The organism is Bradyrhizobium sp. USDA 336 (assembly GCF_044908355.1).
Taxonomy (GTDB): domain Bacteria; phylum Pseudomonadota; class Alphaproteobacteria; order Rhizobiales; family Xanthobacteraceae; genus Bradyrhizobium; species Bradyrhizobium yuanmingense.
Genome location: NZ_JBIYDC010000002.1, coordinates 2,909,036 through 2,925,391, shown reverse-complemented (window position 1 = coordinate 2,925,391; position 16,356 = coordinate 2,909,036). Strand labels below are relative to the sequence as shown.

The 16,356-nt window shown below is 64.7% G+C and carries 18 protein-coding genes; 9 read left to right on the top strand and 9 right to left on the bottom strand.

Translation table 11 applies throughout. From position 1 onward, the window contains the following. Positions 1 to 77 precede the first annotated feature (77 nt). From folK to ABIA45_RS14635, 5 genes are all read right to left on the bottom strand, one after another. On the bottom strand, positions 78 to 569 hold the full coding sequence (gene folK / locus ABIA45_RS14655) for a 2-amino-4-hydroxy-6-hydroxymethyldihydropteridine diphosphokinase (RefSeq protein ID WP_271545243.1): 492 nt from the start codon (positions 567 to 569) through the stop codon (positions 78 to 80). Between the two features lies 1 nt (position 570). Then, positions 571 to 939 (bottom strand): dihydroneopterin aldolase, encoded by a 369-nt coding sequence (gene folB / locus ABIA45_RS14650; RefSeq protein ID WP_271545242.1) that lies wholly within the window; start codon positions 937 to 939, stop codon positions 571 to 573. Continuing rightward, on the bottom strand, positions 936 to 1,796 hold the full coding sequence (gene folP / locus ABIA45_RS14645) for a dihydropteroate synthase (RefSeq protein ID WP_271545241.1): 861 nt from the start codon (positions 1,794 to 1,796) through the stop codon (positions 936 to 938). Before folP ends, folB begins: the two co-directional genes overlap by 4 nt. A 237-nt stretch (positions 1,797 to 2,033) precedes the next feature. Next, positions 2,034 to 2,441 (bottom strand): DUF4332 domain-containing protein, encoded by a 408-nt coding sequence (locus ABIA45_RS14640; protein ID WP_036005985.1) that lies wholly within the window; start codon positions 2,439 to 2,441, stop codon positions 2,034 to 2,036. 24 nt (positions 2,442 to 2,465) lie between these two features. Next, positions 2,466 to 2,831: a DUF2267 domain-containing protein gene (locus tag ABIA45_RS14635; protein ID WP_404652541.1), complete on the bottom strand. Its 366-nt coding sequence runs from the start codon at positions 2,829 to 2,831 to the stop codon at positions 2,466 to 2,468. Between the two features lie 339 nt (positions 2,832 to 3,170). Between ABIA45_RS14635 and ABIA45_RS14630 the strand changes: the two genes are divergently transcribed. Further along, positions 3,171 to 4,799 carry a helicase HerA-like domain-containing protein gene (locus ABIA45_RS14630; protein WP_271545240.1) on the top strand — a complete coding sequence of 543 codons (1,629 nt, stop codon included), beginning with the start codon at positions 3,171 to 3,173 and terminating at the stop codon, positions 4,797 to 4,799. A gap of 376 nt (positions 4,800 to 5,175) precedes the next feature. Next, entirely contained in the window at positions 5,176 to 6,570 is a 1,395-nt protein-coding gene (locus ABIA45_RS14625) for a M20/M25/M40 family metallo-hydrolase (protein WP_157281489.1), read from the top strand. 238 nt (positions 6,571 to 6,808) lie between these two features. Here ABIA45_RS14625 and ABIA45_RS14620 read toward each other — a convergent pair whose 3' ends face one another. Both ABIA45_RS14620 and ABIA45_RS14615 read right to left on the bottom strand, forming a co-directional pair. Then, positions 6,809 to 7,588 (bottom strand): class II aldolase/adducin family protein, encoded by a 780-nt coding sequence (locus tag ABIA45_RS14620; protein ID WP_036005973.1) that lies wholly within the window; start codon positions 7,586 to 7,588, stop codon positions 6,809 to 6,811. A gap of 208 nt (positions 7,589 to 7,796) precedes the next feature. Beyond that, positions 7,797 to 9,446: a glycosyltransferase family 39 protein gene (locus tag ABIA45_RS14615; RefSeq protein WP_271545237.1), complete on the bottom strand. Its 1,650-nt coding sequence runs from the start codon at positions 9,444 to 9,446 to the stop codon at positions 7,797 to 7,799. A gap of 330 nt (positions 9,447 to 9,776) precedes the next feature. Between ABIA45_RS14615 and ABIA45_RS14610 the strand changes: the two genes are divergently transcribed. Then, a complete protein-coding gene (locus tag ABIA45_RS14610) occupies positions 9,777 to 10,637 on the top strand; it encodes a DUF308 domain-containing protein (RefSeq protein ID WP_404652539.1) in 861 nt (286 codons plus the stop codon). A gap of 144 nt (positions 10,638 to 10,781) precedes the next feature. Next, on the top strand, positions 10,782 to 11,201 hold the full coding sequence (locus ABIA45_RS14605; RefSeq protein WP_157282430.1) for a MucR family transcriptional regulator: 420 nt from the start codon (positions 10,782 to 10,784) through the stop codon (positions 11,199 to 11,201). 161 nt (positions 11,202 to 11,362) lie between these two features. On the opposite strand, the gene ABIA45_RS14600 is transcribed toward ABIA45_RS14605, so the two are convergent. Continuing rightward, positions 11,363 to 11,791, bottom strand: a complete 429-nt coding sequence (locus ABIA45_RS14600; RefSeq protein WP_157282431.1) for a SufE family protein — start codon at positions 11,789 to 11,791, stop codon at positions 11,363 to 11,365. Between the two features lie 69 nt (positions 11,792 to 11,860). Beyond that, positions 11,861 to 12,316, bottom strand: coding sequence for a DUF5330 domain-containing protein (locus ABIA45_RS14595; RefSeq protein ID WP_271545235.1), 456 nt, complete (start codon positions 12,314 to 12,316; stop codon positions 11,861 to 11,863). A gap of 413 nt (positions 12,317 to 12,729) precedes the next feature. Here ABIA45_RS14595 and ABIA45_RS14590 point away from each other — a divergent pair, with 413 nt between their 5' ends. The 5 genes from ABIA45_RS14590 (at position 12,730) to ABIA45_RS14570 (ending at position 16,280) form a co-directional block, all read left to right on the top strand. Beyond that, positions 12,730 to 14,580, top strand: coding sequence for a sensor histidine kinase (locus tag ABIA45_RS14590; protein ID WP_404652536.1), 1,851 nt, complete (start codon positions 12,730 to 12,732; stop codon positions 14,578 to 14,580). Next, positions 14,573 to 15,289, top strand: a complete 717-nt coding sequence (locus ABIA45_RS14585; RefSeq protein ID WP_338122598.1) for a peptidoglycan-binding domain-containing protein — start codon at positions 14,573 to 14,575, stop codon at positions 15,287 to 15,289. Before ABIA45_RS14590 ends, ABIA45_RS14585 begins: the two co-directional genes overlap by 8 nt. Positions 15,290 to 15,397: 108 nt before the next feature. Then, positions 15,398 to 15,658 carry a BrnT family toxin gene (locus tag ABIA45_RS14580; RefSeq protein ID WP_404652535.1) on the top strand — a complete coding sequence of 87 codons (261 nt, stop codon included), beginning with the start codon at positions 15,398 to 15,400 and terminating at the stop codon, positions 15,656 to 15,658. After that, complete coding sequence (locus ABIA45_RS14575) at positions 15,639 to 15,932, top strand: BrnA antitoxin family protein (RefSeq protein WP_271545231.1); 294 nt, start codon at positions 15,639 to 15,641, stop codon at positions 15,930 to 15,932. The genes ABIA45_RS14580 and ABIA45_RS14575 overlap by 20 nt, the downstream gene beginning before the upstream one ends. A gap of 3 nt (positions 15,933 to 15,935) precedes the next feature. After that, complete coding sequence (locus tag ABIA45_RS14570) at positions 15,936 to 16,280, top strand: DUF1491 family protein (protein WP_225149869.1); 345 nt, start codon at positions 15,936 to 15,938, stop codon at positions 16,278 to 16,280. Positions 16,281 to 16,356: the final 76 nt, after the last annotated feature.

The window sequence follows — 16,356 nt, the reverse complement described above, 5'->3', positions numbered from 1 at the left end:
CGCGGGGCTCCCGAACGTCTTGTTATTCGCAGGCGAAATTGCCATGGCGGACCGTTCCTGCAAACGGTTGTTTTTGGTTAACCGGTATCCGGAAGCCGCTCAATCCCTTGCGTCGAGACGCTGGCGAGCCCGTCACGCACACGAATGGCTGAGATCACGCGGTCAGGTGCGATTTCGGCCAGCGGCACCAGCACGAAGGCGCGTTCGAACAGGCGCGGATGCGGCAGCGTCAAATCGGGCTTCTGCAAGGAGACATCGTCGTAGGCGATCATGTCGAGATCGAGCGTGCGCGGGCCCCAGCGCCGGTCTTTCTCGCGCGTGCGGCCGAATTTCTGCTCGACTTTCTGCAGCACGAACAATAGCGCATGCGGATCGAGGCTGGTCTCGATCTCGATGCAGGCATTGATGAAGGGATCCTGGTCCTCGTCGCCCCAGGGCGGGGTGGCATAGTCGGACGAGCGCGCGATCAGCGCCGCCTGTGCCATGCCGCAGATATGCGCGATCGCCTTCTTGAACGTCGTGCGGACGTCGCCGACATTGCCGCCAAGTGCGATCAGCACGCTCGCCATGCTAGGGATGCCGCGAGCGCGTCAGCACGATGCCGACATCGTCGAAGATCGCGGCGATCGGCGCGTGCGGCTTGTGCACGGTGACCTTCACGGCGCGGATGCGCGGAAAGTGCGACAGGATGGCATCGGCCACCGCGCCGGCCGCGCGCTCCAGGAGCTTGTAATTGGTATTCTTGAACGCCGCCGTCGTCGTCGTCACGACATCGGCGTAGGACACCGTGTCCGCGAGCCGGTCGCTGCGCGCAGGCTCGGACAGGTCGGTATAGAGCTCGAGATCGATGACGAAACGCTGGCCGACCTCGGTTTCGTGATCCATCACGCCGTGGCGGGCATGGATCGACAGGCCGGTGACGAAGATCGTGTCGGTCATTGCTTGCTCTCGATGGCCTGCGCCACCCGCAGGGCCTGCAGGGTTTCGGCGACGTCATGGGTCCGGATGATCTTGGCGCCGCGCTGCGCGGCGACCAGATGCGCCGCGATCGAGCCGGCGAGCCGCTCCGATGGCTCGGACGGCGACACCGAGGCGATGAAGCGTTTGCGAGAGGCGCCGACCAGGATCGGCAGGCCGAACATGTCGAGCTCGCGCAAGCGCGCCAGCGCGGTCATGCTCTGCTCGGCGGTCTTGCCGAAGCCGATCCCGGGATCGAGCACGATTTTTTCGCGCGCGATGCCTGTCTTCGCGGCAATATCGAGCGAGCGCAGGAAGAATGTCTTGATATCAGCGACGATGTCGATGGCGGGATCGACGCTGTCGCGGTTGTGCATGACGATGACCGGAACGCCCCTGGCGGCGATCAGCGGTGCCATGCCGGCGTCGCGCTGCAGGCCCCAAACGTCGTTGGCGATCGCCGCGCCCTGGTCGAGCGCGAAGGCCACCACCTCCGCCTTCATGCTGTCGATCGAGACGGGCACACCGAGCGCCACGACGTCCGATAGCACCGGCTTCAGCCGCGCGAGCTCTTCCGCCGCCGTGACCGGCCGGGCGCCCTTGTAGGGCCGGGTGGATTCGGCGCCGATATCGATGATGTCGACGCCGGCGGCGATCATCGCCCGCGCCCGCTCCAGCGCCCGCGCCGGCGCGGTGAACTCGCCGCCGTCGGAGAAGGAATCCGGGGTGATGTTGAGCACGCCCATCACCGCAGGAAGCGGCCCGCCCACGAGCGTCCGCAGTGCGCCGATCCCGGCCGAGCCGGCCGGCGGGACGGAAGGGGAGGGCGAGGCATTCATGCGGCCCGCTTTGCGCGGTCGCGAAGGGGGTGTCAAGCCGGGATTGAGGGCGATTCGCGGCCATTCCGATGCGCACAGACGGCCGAAAGGATGCGATGTTTTTGCCCACACGCCGTCATTGCGAGCGCAGCGAAGCAACCCAGAGTGTCACCGCGGAAAGATTCTGGATTGCTTCGCTGCGCTCGCAATGACGATGCGGGAGCAGTGGTACCCCACCTCTCCGGCTTGATCCGCAGCTTAGTACGTAATCTTCGGCGGCAGCTTCTTGGCCTTGGCGATGATGTCGCCGACCGACTTCTCGGAAGGCAGGACGCGGACCAGCTTCTTCTTCTCGTTGGCCTCGCGCATGCTCTGCGCCAACCTCGCCGGATTTCGATAGGCGAGCTCGCGCACGGTGGTGACGCCGGCGGCGCGGACGAGCCCGACCTTGGCCCTGCCCATGCCGGGGATGCGCATGTAGTCGGAGACGTTGGCCCATTCCAGCAATTGCTGCTCGCTGATGCCGGTCTTGGCCGAAAGCGCCTTGCGGCCCTTCACGGTGGACGCCGCCTCGAGCAGCGCGTCGGTGGTGCGGATTCCTTGCGCCTTCAACTTGTTGGCGGCAAAGGCCGGCAGGCCCTCAATCTCGGAAATCGGATATGTCATGATACTCGATATGAAAAGCGTCGCTCAGGCGAACTGGCTGAGGCCCGGCGTCCCCGCGATGATCTTGCCCATCTGATCCGCTCCGATTTTGTCTCGCCCGTAGCGGAAAAGTTCACGGGTGACGTTTTGAATCTCGGACATGCCGAGCCCCAGGCCCATCAGGCGGGTGCCGACGGCCATCAAGCCGCCGCCCATCAGCCGCGACAGACCGCCACCGCTCTTGGAGGCTTCGATCGCAGCTTCCGCTCCGGGGATCTGGTCGATCAGGGCCTGCACACTGTCGGAAGGGCCCTCGTTGCGAAGGAAGGCCAGGATAATGCCGACGGTCTTTTCAGCGACAGCACCATCTATGCTGGCGTTTGTCGCCAGCCGTCCGATCAGCTCGTCCATAAGACCCCGCCCCTCAGCCGGTTTGCATGCCGGAATATTGCTTTCGAAAATGATCTTGAGCCGGTGTGACGTGAAATACAAGCGATGAACGCAGGCGCCGTCGCGAACGCGCGAAAAGTGTTGCCGCCGTGCAAGAGCCTAGAACGAATCGGCGAAAAATTGCCGCTATGCGAAACGCCTCGTTGCTACTTTGGGCTGACCGTGTCCGTCCGGTCGGACAATGTCGCATGCGCAGGAGCCGCTGAACCGATTTAATCGGCGCACGAGATGCGTTAAACTACGGAATTGGTGCATTCGGGTTTCGAGACGCGAAACTCGGCAGAGAGATCAGAGAGAATAATGACCGCACAGGACAGCAAGCTCGGCGATACCGACGACAAGATCTTCGTCGGCAAGGGAGACGAGCAGGCTTGGCTGACGCTTGCGCTGGCCAATCGCCACGGCCTCGTCACGGGTGCAACCGGAACCGGCAAGACGGTGTCGCTGCAAGTGATGGCGGAAGGATTTGCGCGCGCCGGTGTTCCGGTCTTCGCGGCCGACATCAAGGGCGACCTCTCCGGAATCTCGGAAGTCGGCGAGGCCAAAGACTTCATTCTCAAGCGCGCCGGCGAAATGGGTCTCAAGTTTCAGCCGGACCAGTTCTCGACCGTGTTCTGGGACGTGTTCGGCGAGCAGGGACATCCGGTCCGCGCCACCGTCACCGAAATGGGGCCGCTATTGCTGGCGCGGATGCTCGACCTGAACGAGGTGCAGGAAGGGGTTCTCAACGTCGCATTCCGCGTCGCGGACGAGAACGGCCTGCCATTGTTGGACATGAAGGATCTGCGATCGCTGTTGGATGCGATCGTGCCCGCCAGCGGCAAGAAGGGACCGGATGCTGAGGAAGATCCGTTAGCCGAGATCCGGAAGGCCGCGCAGAGCTTCGGCAATGTGAGCAAGGCGACGGTTGGAACCATTCAACGCCAGCTGCTGGTGCTGGAAAACCAGGGCGGAACGAAATTCTTCGGTGAGCCTGCACTGGAGCTGAAGGATTTCATGAAGACCGATAGCGACGGTCGCGGCATCGTCAACATCCTGGTTGCCGACAAGCTGATGGAGAGCCCCAGGCTCTACGCTACCTTTCTGTTGTGGTTGCTGTCGGAGTTGTTTGAGGAATTGCCGGAAGCCGGCGACCTGCCGAAGCCAAAACTGGTGTTCTTTTTCGACGAGGCGCATCTGCTGTTCAACGATGCGCCGAAGGCGTTGATGGACAAGATCGAGCAGGTGGTTCGTCTGATCCGTTCCAAGGGCGTCGGCGTCTATTTCGTCACCCAAAATCCGATCGACGTGCCGGACAAGGTGTTGGCCCAATTGGGCGGTCGCGTGCAGCATGCGCTGCGCGCCTTCACGCCGCGCGACCAGAAGGCGGTCGCCGCTGCGGCGCAGACCTTCCGGCCCAACCCGAAGCTCGACACCGCCAAGGTGATCACGGAGCTCGGCAAGGGCGAGGCGCTGGTGTCCTTCCTCGAGGGCAACGGCACGCCTTCGATGGTGGAGCGGGTGATGATCCGGCCGCCGACGGCGCGGATCGGGCCGATCATGCCCGAGGAGCGCAAGGCGATCATGAGCAGGAGCCCGGTGAGGGGCAAATACGATACCGCGGTGGATCGTGAGTCCGCCAATGAGATGCTGCAGAAGCGCGTAGCCGGCACGGCTGCGCCTGCCGACGCACAAAATGGTGGAGCCGGCGCAGGCGGCGGAATCCTTGGCCAGATCGGCTCGATCGTCGGCACCGTCTTCGGCACCAACGTCAAGCGAGGTCGTCTGTCGACCGGCCAGGTCATTGCCCGCGACGTGACGCGATCGGTCACCAACCAGGTGATCGGCGGGATGGCCGCCAATATCGGCAAGTCGCTCGGCGGCCAGCTCGGCGGCTCGATCGGCCGTACGCTGGTCCGCGGCGCGCTCGGCGGATTGCTACGGCGTTAGGCAGAGCGCCCGGCGGGCAAGCATGCATCGACCCCATTCGCGATCTGCAAGGGGCCGAACGTCACACATCCTAGTGAGGCGACTCCCTAAGCCCCTGCCGGTCTGCTAGGTCCTGGACGATCCCAACAAGCCGCCGCGTCCCATGCATGTGATCGACCTCGACTACAATACGGCGAACTGGCCATCCTCATGCTGCTGTCGCTGCCGTGGTTTCCGCTCGCCTTCCAGGCTTGGGGCAACAACCTCGCTGCGACCGCCATCCTCGCAGGGTGTCTCGCCTGGCACATCCGGCATCCGCCGCTTGCGGCTGGCCCCGAGGCCGCACCGGCGCTAAAACCCGGGACCTCTTGAGACTCAAACAACCAGGATAGCAATCATGGCCAACGCGCAGCTCCAATCCGTGCTCGACCACATCGACAAGGATTTCGACAACAGCCTGCAGCGCCTGTTCTCGTTGCTGCGGATCAAGTCGATCTCGGCCGATCCCGCCTTCGCCGATGATTGCAAGGCTGCCGCCGAGCATCTCGCCAGGGACATCGCCAGCCTCGGTGTCGCCACCGAGGTGAGGCCGACCGCGGGTCATCCCGCCGTCGTCGGCAAGACCGGCGCGGGCGGGCGGCCGCACGTGCTGTTCTACGGCCATTACGATGTGCAGCCGGTCGACCCGCTCGATCTCTGGCATCGTCCGCCGTTCGAGCCCGTCGTCACCGATCATGCCGACGGCCGCAAGATCATCGTCGCGCGCGGCGCCGAGGACGATAAAGGGCAGGTGATGACGTTCGTCGAGGCCTGCCGCGCCTGGAAGAAGGTGACGGGCTCGCTGCCGGTCGACGTCACCTTCCTGATCGAAGGCGAGGAGGAGGTCGGCTCGAAGAACTTCGTGCCCTTCATCGAGGCCAACAAGGACGAGTTCAAGGCCGATTACGTGCTGGTGTGCGACACCAGCATGTGGGACCGCAACACGCCGGCGATCACGACCTCGCTGCGCGGCCTGCTCTATGAAGAGCTCAAGATCACCGCCGCCAATCGCGATCTGCATTCCGGCGTGTTCGGCGGCACCGCGATGAACCCGATCCGCCTGCTCACGAAGATCCTGGGTGGCCTGTTCGACGACGACAACCGCATCACCATCCCCGGCTTCTATGACGGCGTGAAGGACACGCCGCCCGATATCCTGGAGCAGTGGAAGAAGCTCGATTTCACGCCCGAGACCTTTCTCAAGCCGGTCGGGCTGTCGCTCCCGGCTGGCGAGAAGGGCAGGCTGCTGGTCGAGCAGGCCTCGACGCGCCCGACCTGCGACGTCAACGGCATCTGGGGCGGCTATATCGGCGAGGGCTCCAAGACCGTGATCCCCTCGCATGCTTCGGCCAAGGTCTCGTTCCGCCTGGTTCAGGGCCAGGACCCGCAAAAGATCCGCAAGGCCTTCCGTGATTACGTGACGGCGCGCATTCCCGGCGATTGCAAGGTCGAGTTCGGCGACCATTCTGCCGCGCCCGCAGTCGCGCTCGACTGGACCATGAAGCCGCTCGCCGCCGCCAGCAAGGCGCTCGCGGAGGAATGGGGCAAGGAGACCGTGCTGATGGGCTCGGGCGCCTCGATCCCGATCGTCGCCGACTTCAAGCGCACGCTCGGCCTCGACTCGCTGCTGGTGGGGTTTGGCCTTGACGACGACAACATCCACTCGCCGAACGAGAAATACGACCTGCAGAGCTTCCAGAAGGGCATCCGCTCCTGGGCAAGGATCCTCGCCGCGCTGGCGGAGGTGAAATAACGCACGGTGCCGTAGGGCGGGCAAAGCGCAGCGTGCCCACTACTTCGCGCGCAAGCCGCAAGATGGTGGGCACGGCGCGATGCGCCTTTGCCCACCCTACGAGACCTCACCCCGTCATTGCTTCGCTGCGCTCGCAATGACGACTCAAATAAAAACGCCGCCCGGAATTGGGCGGCGTTTCATTCCGATACGTGCAGAGGTAGTTCGACGCAAACACTACCTCAATTTCGTGAAAATCTCAAGACCTGTAGCCGGGATTGACGCGGTCGAGCTTGCGCAGCAAGGGCGGCCACACGAGGTTGTTTGCGCGCAGCTCGGCGCGGTCGCGGTTGGCGAGCAGCTCCGTGTTCTTCTCGATCGCGATCTCCTCGACCGGATAGACCGGCGTGCCGAGCGCGCGCGTGCGCACCTGCATCGAGCAGGCGCGCTCGAGATGGTACATGCGCTCGAACGCGGAGGCGACCGAGCGGCCGACCGTCAGCGTGCCGTGATTGCGCAGGAGCATGTGGTTGTGGTCGCCGAGATCCTTCTGCAGCCGCGGCCGCTCCTCGTGGTCGAGCGCGATGCCTTCATAGTCGTGATAGGCGAGGTCGTGGGTGACGAGCTGGGCGGTCTGGTTCAGGGGCAAGAGGCCTTCCGCGCTGCTCGACACCGCGGTTCCGTCGAGAGTGTGGAGGTGCAGCACGCAGATCGCGTCCTCGCGCACCTCGTGGATCGCCGAATGGATGGTGAAGCCGGCAGGGTTGATGCTGTACTCGCTCTCGGAGAGCTGATTGCCGTGCAGGTCGACCTTGACGAGGCTGGAGGCCGTGATTTCCTCAAACATCAGCCCGTAGGGATTGATCAGGAAGTGATGGTCGGGACCGGGCACGCGCGCGGAGATGTGGGTGTCGACCAGATCGTCCCAGCCGTAGAGGGCGACCAGGCGATAGCAGGCGGCGAGATTGACCCGTTGCTGCCACTCCGCCTCCGTCATGTTGGAGGGGACTTCCCTCAGGCGAGCTTCTGCTGGCGACATGGCTGATCTCTCCGAACCTCGTTGTTGCGGAACGGGAGCGTAGTCGCGGGAGAGGCTTGCGGCAAGGCGCGAGGAGCGTGGCTGTCAAGCGTGGCCCGCATGGAGCGCGTAGCCCGCATGGAGCGAAGCGGAATGCGGGGCAGCTCGCACGATGCCACAGGTCCCGGATTACGCTTCGCTCCATCCGGGCTACGGATACGGAGAAATCCTACGGCGCCGGGATCGACAGCAGGCTGGAAATGCCGCGGCCGCGGATGTCGTAGACGCGCGCGAACACCACGTCGTCGCGCTTGATCTCGACCATGACCGGGGCGGTGAGGCCCTTGCAGTAGAACTCGCCGAGCGTCATGGCGAAATCGGCCGCGTTGGAATCCCAGCCGATGGTGAAGTCGGGCCCGAGCGCCACCTGGGCCGGGCGCTGCGGACCACACACCGCCACCTTCCATTTGCGGTTGCCGGGCGGCACTTCCTGGCGCTCGACGAGCTGCTCGCGCAATCCGTCGGAGGCCTGCTTCAGGGCGAGACCCCAATAGTCCAGCATGAAGCGGTCGTCGGCGCCGCGCACGGTGCCGGCGATGTGGTTGAAGTGCGTGTATTGATAGGGGTGCAGCCGGATCATCTCGGCGAGCGACAGCGCAAGGCCGAAGCAGAAGGTGGCGAGCACGACCGGCTGCCAAGTGCGGTGATTGGCCCGCAGGCGCTCCATGGTCCGGGCGAAGGCGACGCCGCCGAGCACCGCCATCGGCGGGATCACGAAGACGAAATGGCGGATGCCGTTGTAGAGCGCCGGGCGCTTCACCATCGCGATCGCGAGCGGCAGGGTCGCAGCCAGCGTCAGCATCAGGAGGATGGTCTTGCGGCGCGCCGGAACCTCACGCCGCGGCAGCATGGCGAAGGTGCTGACGATCGCACCGCCCATCAGAACCAGCATCACCTCGGGCAGCTGCAGGGCGAACAGCGTCGGCAGATACGACCAGGGCATGTCGGGCACCGACACGATCGCACCGTCGAACATCTCCTTCCACGGCTTCTCGAAGAAATGCGAGAAGTAGGTCAGCGCCGCCAAGGGATTGCCTGGCTCCATGATCGACCACGGCCAGATCAGACCCATCACGAGGTAGCCGAGCACGAGGCCTGGCAGCAGCACATAGACGACATGGACGAAGCGGCGAACGGATTCGCGCGGACCTTCGGTGCGCAATTCCTCCAGCAACAGCGGCACGAAGCCGACCACGGCGTAGACGAGCGCGAGTCCGCCGAGAACACGGCAGCCGAGCGAAAGGCCGGCCCCCAAGCCGACGATCAGGATCGTGCGCGGCGATGGCTGCGGATATTCCTCGGCGAGCCGGACGAGGCCGAGCATCAGGACGACCATGGCGACCGCGAAGGGTGCATCCTTCGGGTTCATGAACATGTGGCCGTAAAAGGTCGGGCAGAGCGCAAGCAGGAGGAGGGAGGCCAGACCGGCAAGGGGTCCGCCGATGCGGCGGCCGAGCCGCCATGTCACGGCAAGCCCGATTACGCCGACGATGGCGCCGACCAGACGGCGGGTCTCGAACAGCTCGAGCGGAATGACCTTGTGCAGCAGGGCCGCGACCATGTCGAAGCCGCCGCCATACATGTAGAGATTGGCGAAGGAGAGTGCTGCGGTGTCCTTGAAGCCGGAACCGAACATGCGCAGCAGCAGGTCGGCATATTCGGCGTGGGTGTAGTCATCCCAGCCGAGCCCGTAGTCGCGGAAGGTCAAGCCCGCAATGACGGCGACCGCGGCCAGCACCAGCATGGCGAGATCGTCGCAAGTCCGTTCGATCGAGCGCCGCTGAGGCGTGTCGATCGCCGAAGTCGTGATGGATGTCATGGCTATCGGTGCCCCGGAATCCCCTTTTGGCCCTGCTGGCGCGCGCGGGCCTCAACCCCGGACTCCCTATAGCGCAGTTCCATTACCAAGTAATTGGGCATTATGGCTAAATTCCTGATGCGACGCAGCAATTCCGGTTGGCACCCATTCAGATGACTTTGCGAGCAGCTTTAGCAGTAGCGAGCCTCGGCTGAAGGGAATGTGAATAAGTCCCTGATTTCCTTCCCTTTAGGAACACTGCCCAGAATTGGCCGTTGGCGTGGAACAGCGTATGACGGTATCGTGGCGTAGCGGTTCTCGCGCGTGGATGCGCGGCCGGGGGTGAGTTCGATGAATTTGGCATTGCTGATCGTGGGGATTTGCGCCGTGCTGGCGGGTCTCCTCGCGGTGATTTTCGGCATGACGATCAGGGAATTCAGCCTCGGCGGGACTCTCATAGTCTCCGGCACCATTGGCGTCTGCTCCGGAATGTTACTGGTCGGCCTGCATCTGGTGCTGCTCGAGCTCAGGGGCATCGCACGCCGGCTGGCCGGTGCGGTCGCGCCATCCGAGGTTCGGGTCAGGCCCGCGCTGCCGGGCCTCGCTGTGCCTGGCGTAGTCGCGCCCGAGCCGGTGCCCGCTGCGGCGGTGAGAGCCGAGCCGGCGCCGCCGCCACCGCCCGCAAGTCCGCCGCCATGGCAGAGCGAAGCTGCCGCGCGCGAGCGGCCGCATGCCGAGGCACCGCAGCAGGAGCCGGAAGCCCCGACACCGCCTCCGGCTCCGGAAGCGTCGCGCCGGCGCAACCTGCTGTTCGCCTCGACCTCACGCAAGGAGCGCGAGCGCGCGGAGGCGAAATCCGGTGAAGTTGCGCCGCCGCCTGCGGAGGCGGGCGAGGCCCCCAACCTTCCGCCGCCTGCGAGCTTTGACGTGGCCTGGCCGAAGCCGGACCGTACGCGCGCGTCGGAGCCGCAGGCCGCCCCGCGCCGTCCGCCGCCGCGCTCGCCGTCGCCCCCCGCAGAGACCGCCCCACCGTCGCCACCCGAGCCGCCGCCCGTGGAGCCCCCGCCGGTGACGGTGCTCAAGTCCGGCGTCGTCGATGGCATGGCCTATTCGCTCTATTCCGATGGCTCCATCGAGGCGCAGATGCCGGAGGGCATGATGCGCTTTGCCTCGATCGACGAGCTCCGCGCCCATCTCGACCAGCGCGGTTGAGGCGGTCCGCTGTAGTAAAGCGGCGCCTTTCACCAGTAATCAGCGCATCGTCGTCAGTTGTCGTGTTCCAGCCGAATGTATTCTTGACAGGGAATACTTCGGTGGCGTCAATCCCGTAACCACAAGCGGACAAGGGAGGGGCGCATGTCGGATGCGGGGGCGAAGAATTTCATCGAGCTGACCGCGAGCATCGTGTCGGCCTATCTCCGCAACAATCCGACGCCGGCGGCCGAGATTCCGAACCTGATCAGTCAGGTGCATGGCGCCTTGGTGCGGGTCTCGTCAGGCCGCACCGAGACCGCGCCGCTGGAGCCGGCCAAGCCCGCCGTCTCGCTCAAGAAGTCGATCGCGCCCGATTATCTCGTGTGCCTCGAAGACGGCAAGCGCTTCAAGTCGCTGAAGCGCCATCTGCGCACGCAGTACAACATGACGCCGGAGCAGTACCGCGAGAAGTGGGGCTTGCCGGCCGACTATCCCATGGTCGCCCCGAACTATGCGGTGGCGCGCTCGCAACTGGCCAAGCAGATGGGCCTCGGGCAGCAGCAGCGGAAGAAGGGGAAGTAGTTCAGGCCCGAGATCCCGTAGGGTGGGCAAAGGCGCTCTTGCGCCGTGCCGACGAATTCTCACCAATCACACGCAAATGGTGGGCACGCTCCGCTTTGCCCACCCTACGGCAGTTTGCTGTGTGGTTCGGTACGTGCGCTCCTCACTCGAGCGGGCGTTGCTCACGTCGCTTCCGCGAGCGCCTCTCTCGCATCGGTCTTGATGCGCTCGACCATCGAGCGCAGGCCGTTGGAGCGCTGCGGCGTCAGATGATCGCGAAAGCCGAACTCGTTGAACACGGCGATCGCGTCGGTATCGAGGATCTCCCGCGGCGTGCGGCCCGAATACAGCGCGAGCACGATCGCGACCAGCCCGCGCACGATATGGGCGTCACTGTCGCCGCGATATTTCAGGACCGGCTCGCCATTGCTGCGATCGACCGTCTTCTGCAGCCAGACCTGGCTGACGCAGCCCTGGACCTTGTTCTGGGCCGAGTGTTCCGCCTCCGGCATCGGTTCCAGAGTGCGGCCGAGCTCGATGACGTACCGGTAGCGGTCGTCCCACTCGTCCAGAAGCTCGAAATTGTCCCTGATGTCGTCGATCGTCGTCATATCGGCCCGCAGTTCCCGCTTACCGCCAATATAGAGACGCGAAGCCCTGAAATCGATAGGGCTTGGACGCTAATTCGCCGGCCCCGGTCCGCGCCATTCGAGCGCAAGGTCATCCTGGGTCAGGGTATCGCGCGGCGCCTCGCTCGCTGCAAGATCGCCTTCGCCGGCCTGCGCGATCGAGCCGGTATGGTCGGGCGCCTTCTTGCTGTCGGTCTTGCCGTCGTTCCTGCCGCCGTCGTTCTTGTCGTTGGTGATCTGCTCTTTCTTGTCGTTGATGATCTGATAGAGCTTCTTCGCGCCGTCCTGGGCGCGCTGGCCGATGATGGTCGCGGCCTGGCCGCCGACCTCGCAGGCCGCCGGCTGGCGCTTACAGAACTGGGTCACGTCGGAAACGGCCGCGGTCGCGGCCTGCACCGCATCGGCGGCGCCGATCTGCGGCAGCTTGTCCGATTCGGGCGTCTTGTCCCGCGGCAGGAGCACCAGCACCAGCCCGAGCCAGAATGTGATGCGGAGCAGAAAGCGCATCTTATCGACCTGTCCGTTAGACTCCGCCCGCGGCGATCTCCCGCGGATGTCGGACCTAGCGATCCTCGATAAATCGCAAGTGATTGCCTTGAGCTTAATTCGCAGAAAATTGACGCAAAATTCTTCCGCAACGACGTTCCGGTAAATTTTCGATTGACGCCACCGCCCGTGCTTCTGCCGGCCACCCCGCATCCACCAATTCGAAACCATGCGGAGCAGGGTGAAACCCTGCGTTCACCATTCGCAGCGAAGACGTCGCCAAATCGTCTAAAAAGCTCCGCGATAACGCGGTGTCCGGCCCCACGCTGTGCCGCCTTAGCACTCGTTTAAGGTCGCTCTGACACGGTAGCTCAACGACAAGGAGGCGTTCCGGCGCGTCTTCCAAGAGACGATTGAGCCGAAGCGCGAGACCCGTGACAGTTTTGAGTATCATCCGCGATTGTCTCGATGCACTGCTGCATCCCTCCGCGCGCTACGATGCGCTGATGCGCGCACGCCATCGCGCCTTCATGGCACCGCGGCTGCTCGGCAGCCTAGCCGCCTTCGCTGCATTTCCGGTCTATCTCGCCATGCGCGGCGCGCCGAGCGCGATCGAGGTCGCGGCCTTTGCCTGGCTGATCGCGCCGATCATGTTGTCCTGGTTCCTGTCGCGCACCGGCCGTTACGAGGGCGCGCACGTGCTGTCGTCGCTGGCGCTCGCCGGCCTGATCATGGCCGTCGCGATCACGACGGGCGGCATCGAATCGTTCGCCGCGGTCTGGCTGATCGTGGTTCCGCTCGAAGCTGCGCTGTCGGCCTCGCGCCGCGTCGCGGCGTTCGCCTCGCTGCTCGCGCTGTCCTGCGCCGGAATGCTGATCCTGGTGAGCCAGCTCGGCTGGTTGCCGGTGGTTGAGCCGAGTGCCGCCGAGCGCGGCGTGCTGATGGCTTTCGGCGTCACGTCTGCCACTCTTTATGCCGCCGGTCTCGCCTTCGGCGCGGAATCGCTCGCGCGCACCAGCGTTGCGCTGTTGTCGCGCGAGGAGGAGCGTTACCGCCTGCTGGCGCGCAACATGAGCGATGTCATCTCGCGGCATCAGCGCAACGGTGCGGTGCAATTCATCTCGCCGGCGGTGGAAGCCATGCTCGGCATGCAGGTGGCCCAACTGCTCGGTCACGGCCTGTTCGACCGCGTCCATGTCGCTGATCGGCCGGCCTATCTCACGGCACTGTCCGACGCGGCGCGCGGCGAGGTGCGCAGCGTCGAGTTCAGGCTGCGGCGCGAGCTCGCCGCCGAGCGCGGTCAGGTCGATTTCATCTGGGTCGAGATGCGCTGCCGCCCGCTCGATCAGGACAGCGCGCGTGACGTCACGTGCGAAGCCGAAGTCGTTGCCGTGATGCGCGACGTCACCGACCGCAAGCTTTTCGAGCAGGCGCTGGACCAGGCGCGCAGCGCCGCCGAGGCGGCCGATGCCGCCAAGACGCGCTTCCTCGCCACCATGAGCCACGAGCTGCGCACGCCGCTCAACGCCATCATCGGCTTCTCCGAGATGATCGCGCAGGAGCAGGCCTTGATGCTGGGTGCTGCGCAGCGCAAGGAATACGCCCAGCTGATCAACGATTCCGGCCAGCACCTGCTCTCGGTCGTCAACGGCATCCTGGACATGTCGAAGATGGAATCAGGCAATTTCGAGATTGCGTCCGAGCCGTTCGCGCCGCGCGCTTCGCTCTTGCATTGCTGCAATCTGCTGGCGCTGAAGGCGCGAGAGAACGGCATCGACCTGATCACCGACGCGCCGCAGGACCTGCCCGTCATGACCGGCGATCCCAGGGCCTTCAAGCAGATCGTGCTCAACCTCGTCGCCAACGCCATCAAGTTCACCGAGCGCGGCGGTCAGGTCTGCGTATCGGCCGCCGTGTCCGGTTCGCAGCTGACGCTGCGCATCAGCGACACCGGCGTCGGCATCGCGCCCGACGATCTCAAGCGCATTGGCGCACCGTTCTTCCAGGCCGGCACAACCTATCAGCGCCGTCACGAGGGCACCGGCCTTGGACTTTCGATCGTGAAGAGCCTCGTGGCGTTGCATCTCGGCGAATTGACGGTACAAAGCAGGTTGGGCGAGGGCACGGCGGTCACCGTCAAGCTGCCGCTCGTCTACATGCCGCCGCAAGCCAAGCCGGCCGAGCGCAAGATTGCGACGCTGACGCCGGCGCTGCGCCAGGATATTCAGGACCAAGCTCACGACCAGTCTCAGGACCAACCCGCTCTGGTGAAGAAAAGTGCCTAAGAAGTCTGCCAAGGACGAAGCCGCTCCGCGCCGCCGTGGCGCCAAGGCTGCGGTCATCGATGTCGAGACCGAGCGCAACCTCGTGATGCGCGTGCTGCTGCACAGCCCCAAGGACACGCTGGCCGGCCTCGTCGCCGTCGCCGCGATCGCTGCGATCGTTGCCAATGCGCTGTTCCTCCAGACCGGCCGGCACCCCGCGCCGATGTTCGGCACGGTGATCAATCTTCCCGCGCCGTCGTCCGTGCCGCTGTCGAATCCCATGCCGCGTCCGCGCCCCGTCGGCGCCGATACCTCGCCGCTCGAGCCGCGCGCGACCGAGTTCCGCGTCGAGCCCAAGCCTGTCGAGCCCAAACCCGCCGAGCGTGCCGCCGAGAAGCCGCCCGAGAAGCCGGTCGAGGCGACCGCCTCGACGCGCTCGAACGATCCGATGACCAATCTGGTCAAGGCGACCACCTCGACGCCGCCCGCGGCCCTGCGTCCGCCGGCGCCGATCCCGGCGCAAAGCCCGGCCGCACGCCGCATTGCCGGCGTGCAGCGCGCGCTGTCGGAATACGGCTACGGCAATCTGAAGATCACGGGCAGCATGACCGGCGAGACCCAGGCCGCGATCCAGAAGTTCGAGCGCGAGCACAAGATGCAGGTCACCGGTCAGGTCTCCGACCGTCTGCTGCGCGAGCTCGCCGCCGCGATCGGCCGTCCGGTCGAATAAGCACCAGGCCCGGCGCAGAGTCACAGTCCCATGTGCGCTCGGTGCCTCCGCGGGGAGGGATGTCGCCACAATTGACTTCAGATTATTTTGTAGTTACAAAATAATCTTGTGAAGATCGTTTGGGATGAGCCAAAGCGCCGAGCCAATCTCGACAAGCACGGGATGGATTTCGCAGATATCAACGAGACCTTCTTCGACAATGCTTTGGTTTTGGCCACTTATGGCAACCGCTGGCGCGCGATCGGTATCAACATTCGTGGCGTCATCTCGGTGATCTTCGCGTCCCTCGGAGCCGAGGGCGTCAGCATCGTCAGCATGCGTCCTGCCAGCAGGAAGGAAAGGAGGCTCTATGAAGAAAGCCGTCGCTAAGAAGGGCTACACCGCACGGGACATGCGAGCTGTGAGCGACAATCCGGAATGGACCAAGGATGACTTTGCTAAGGCCAAGACTTTCGACGAGGTTTTCCCCGGCATGCGGAAGGGCCGCGGTCCCAATAGAGCCCCGACGAAACAACAGGTGACCTTGCGCCTGAGTCCGGCCGTGCTCGATCACTTTAAGGCGGAAGGTCCGGGTTGGCAGAGCAGGATCGACGAAGAGCTGATCAAGGTGGTGAAGCGCAAGCGCACCTCCGCCGCGGGTTAGCTCATGCGTTTGAAATCCAACATTTGGGTGGCGGCTTACCTCCGTCGCTGCCAGACCGAGGGCGTATTCGGCGCCGTGCGGCGTCGCGGTGCCGAGGAGGCGGGCGCGGTGTTCGTGAAGGTGTCGCTGCTCGACGGCAATGCGATGCTGTATGCGCCGGCGCCGCAGACCGTCTATGACGACGGTCGGCCGGTCGATCGCTTCTTCGTCCCTGTCGCGCCGCAGCCTCTGCCGGATCACACGATCGAGGAGCGGCTGATCAAGGAAATCCGCTTCGATCCGGATGCCTGGATCGTCGAGACCGAGGATCGCGCGGGCCGGCATTTTCTGGAATTGGCGAAGGCGTAGCCTCAACCGTCATTGCTCGCAATGACAGGGTTGGAGTTCGTTGCGTGCCTCACCGCTGCCGCTCGCTGAGGCGGCG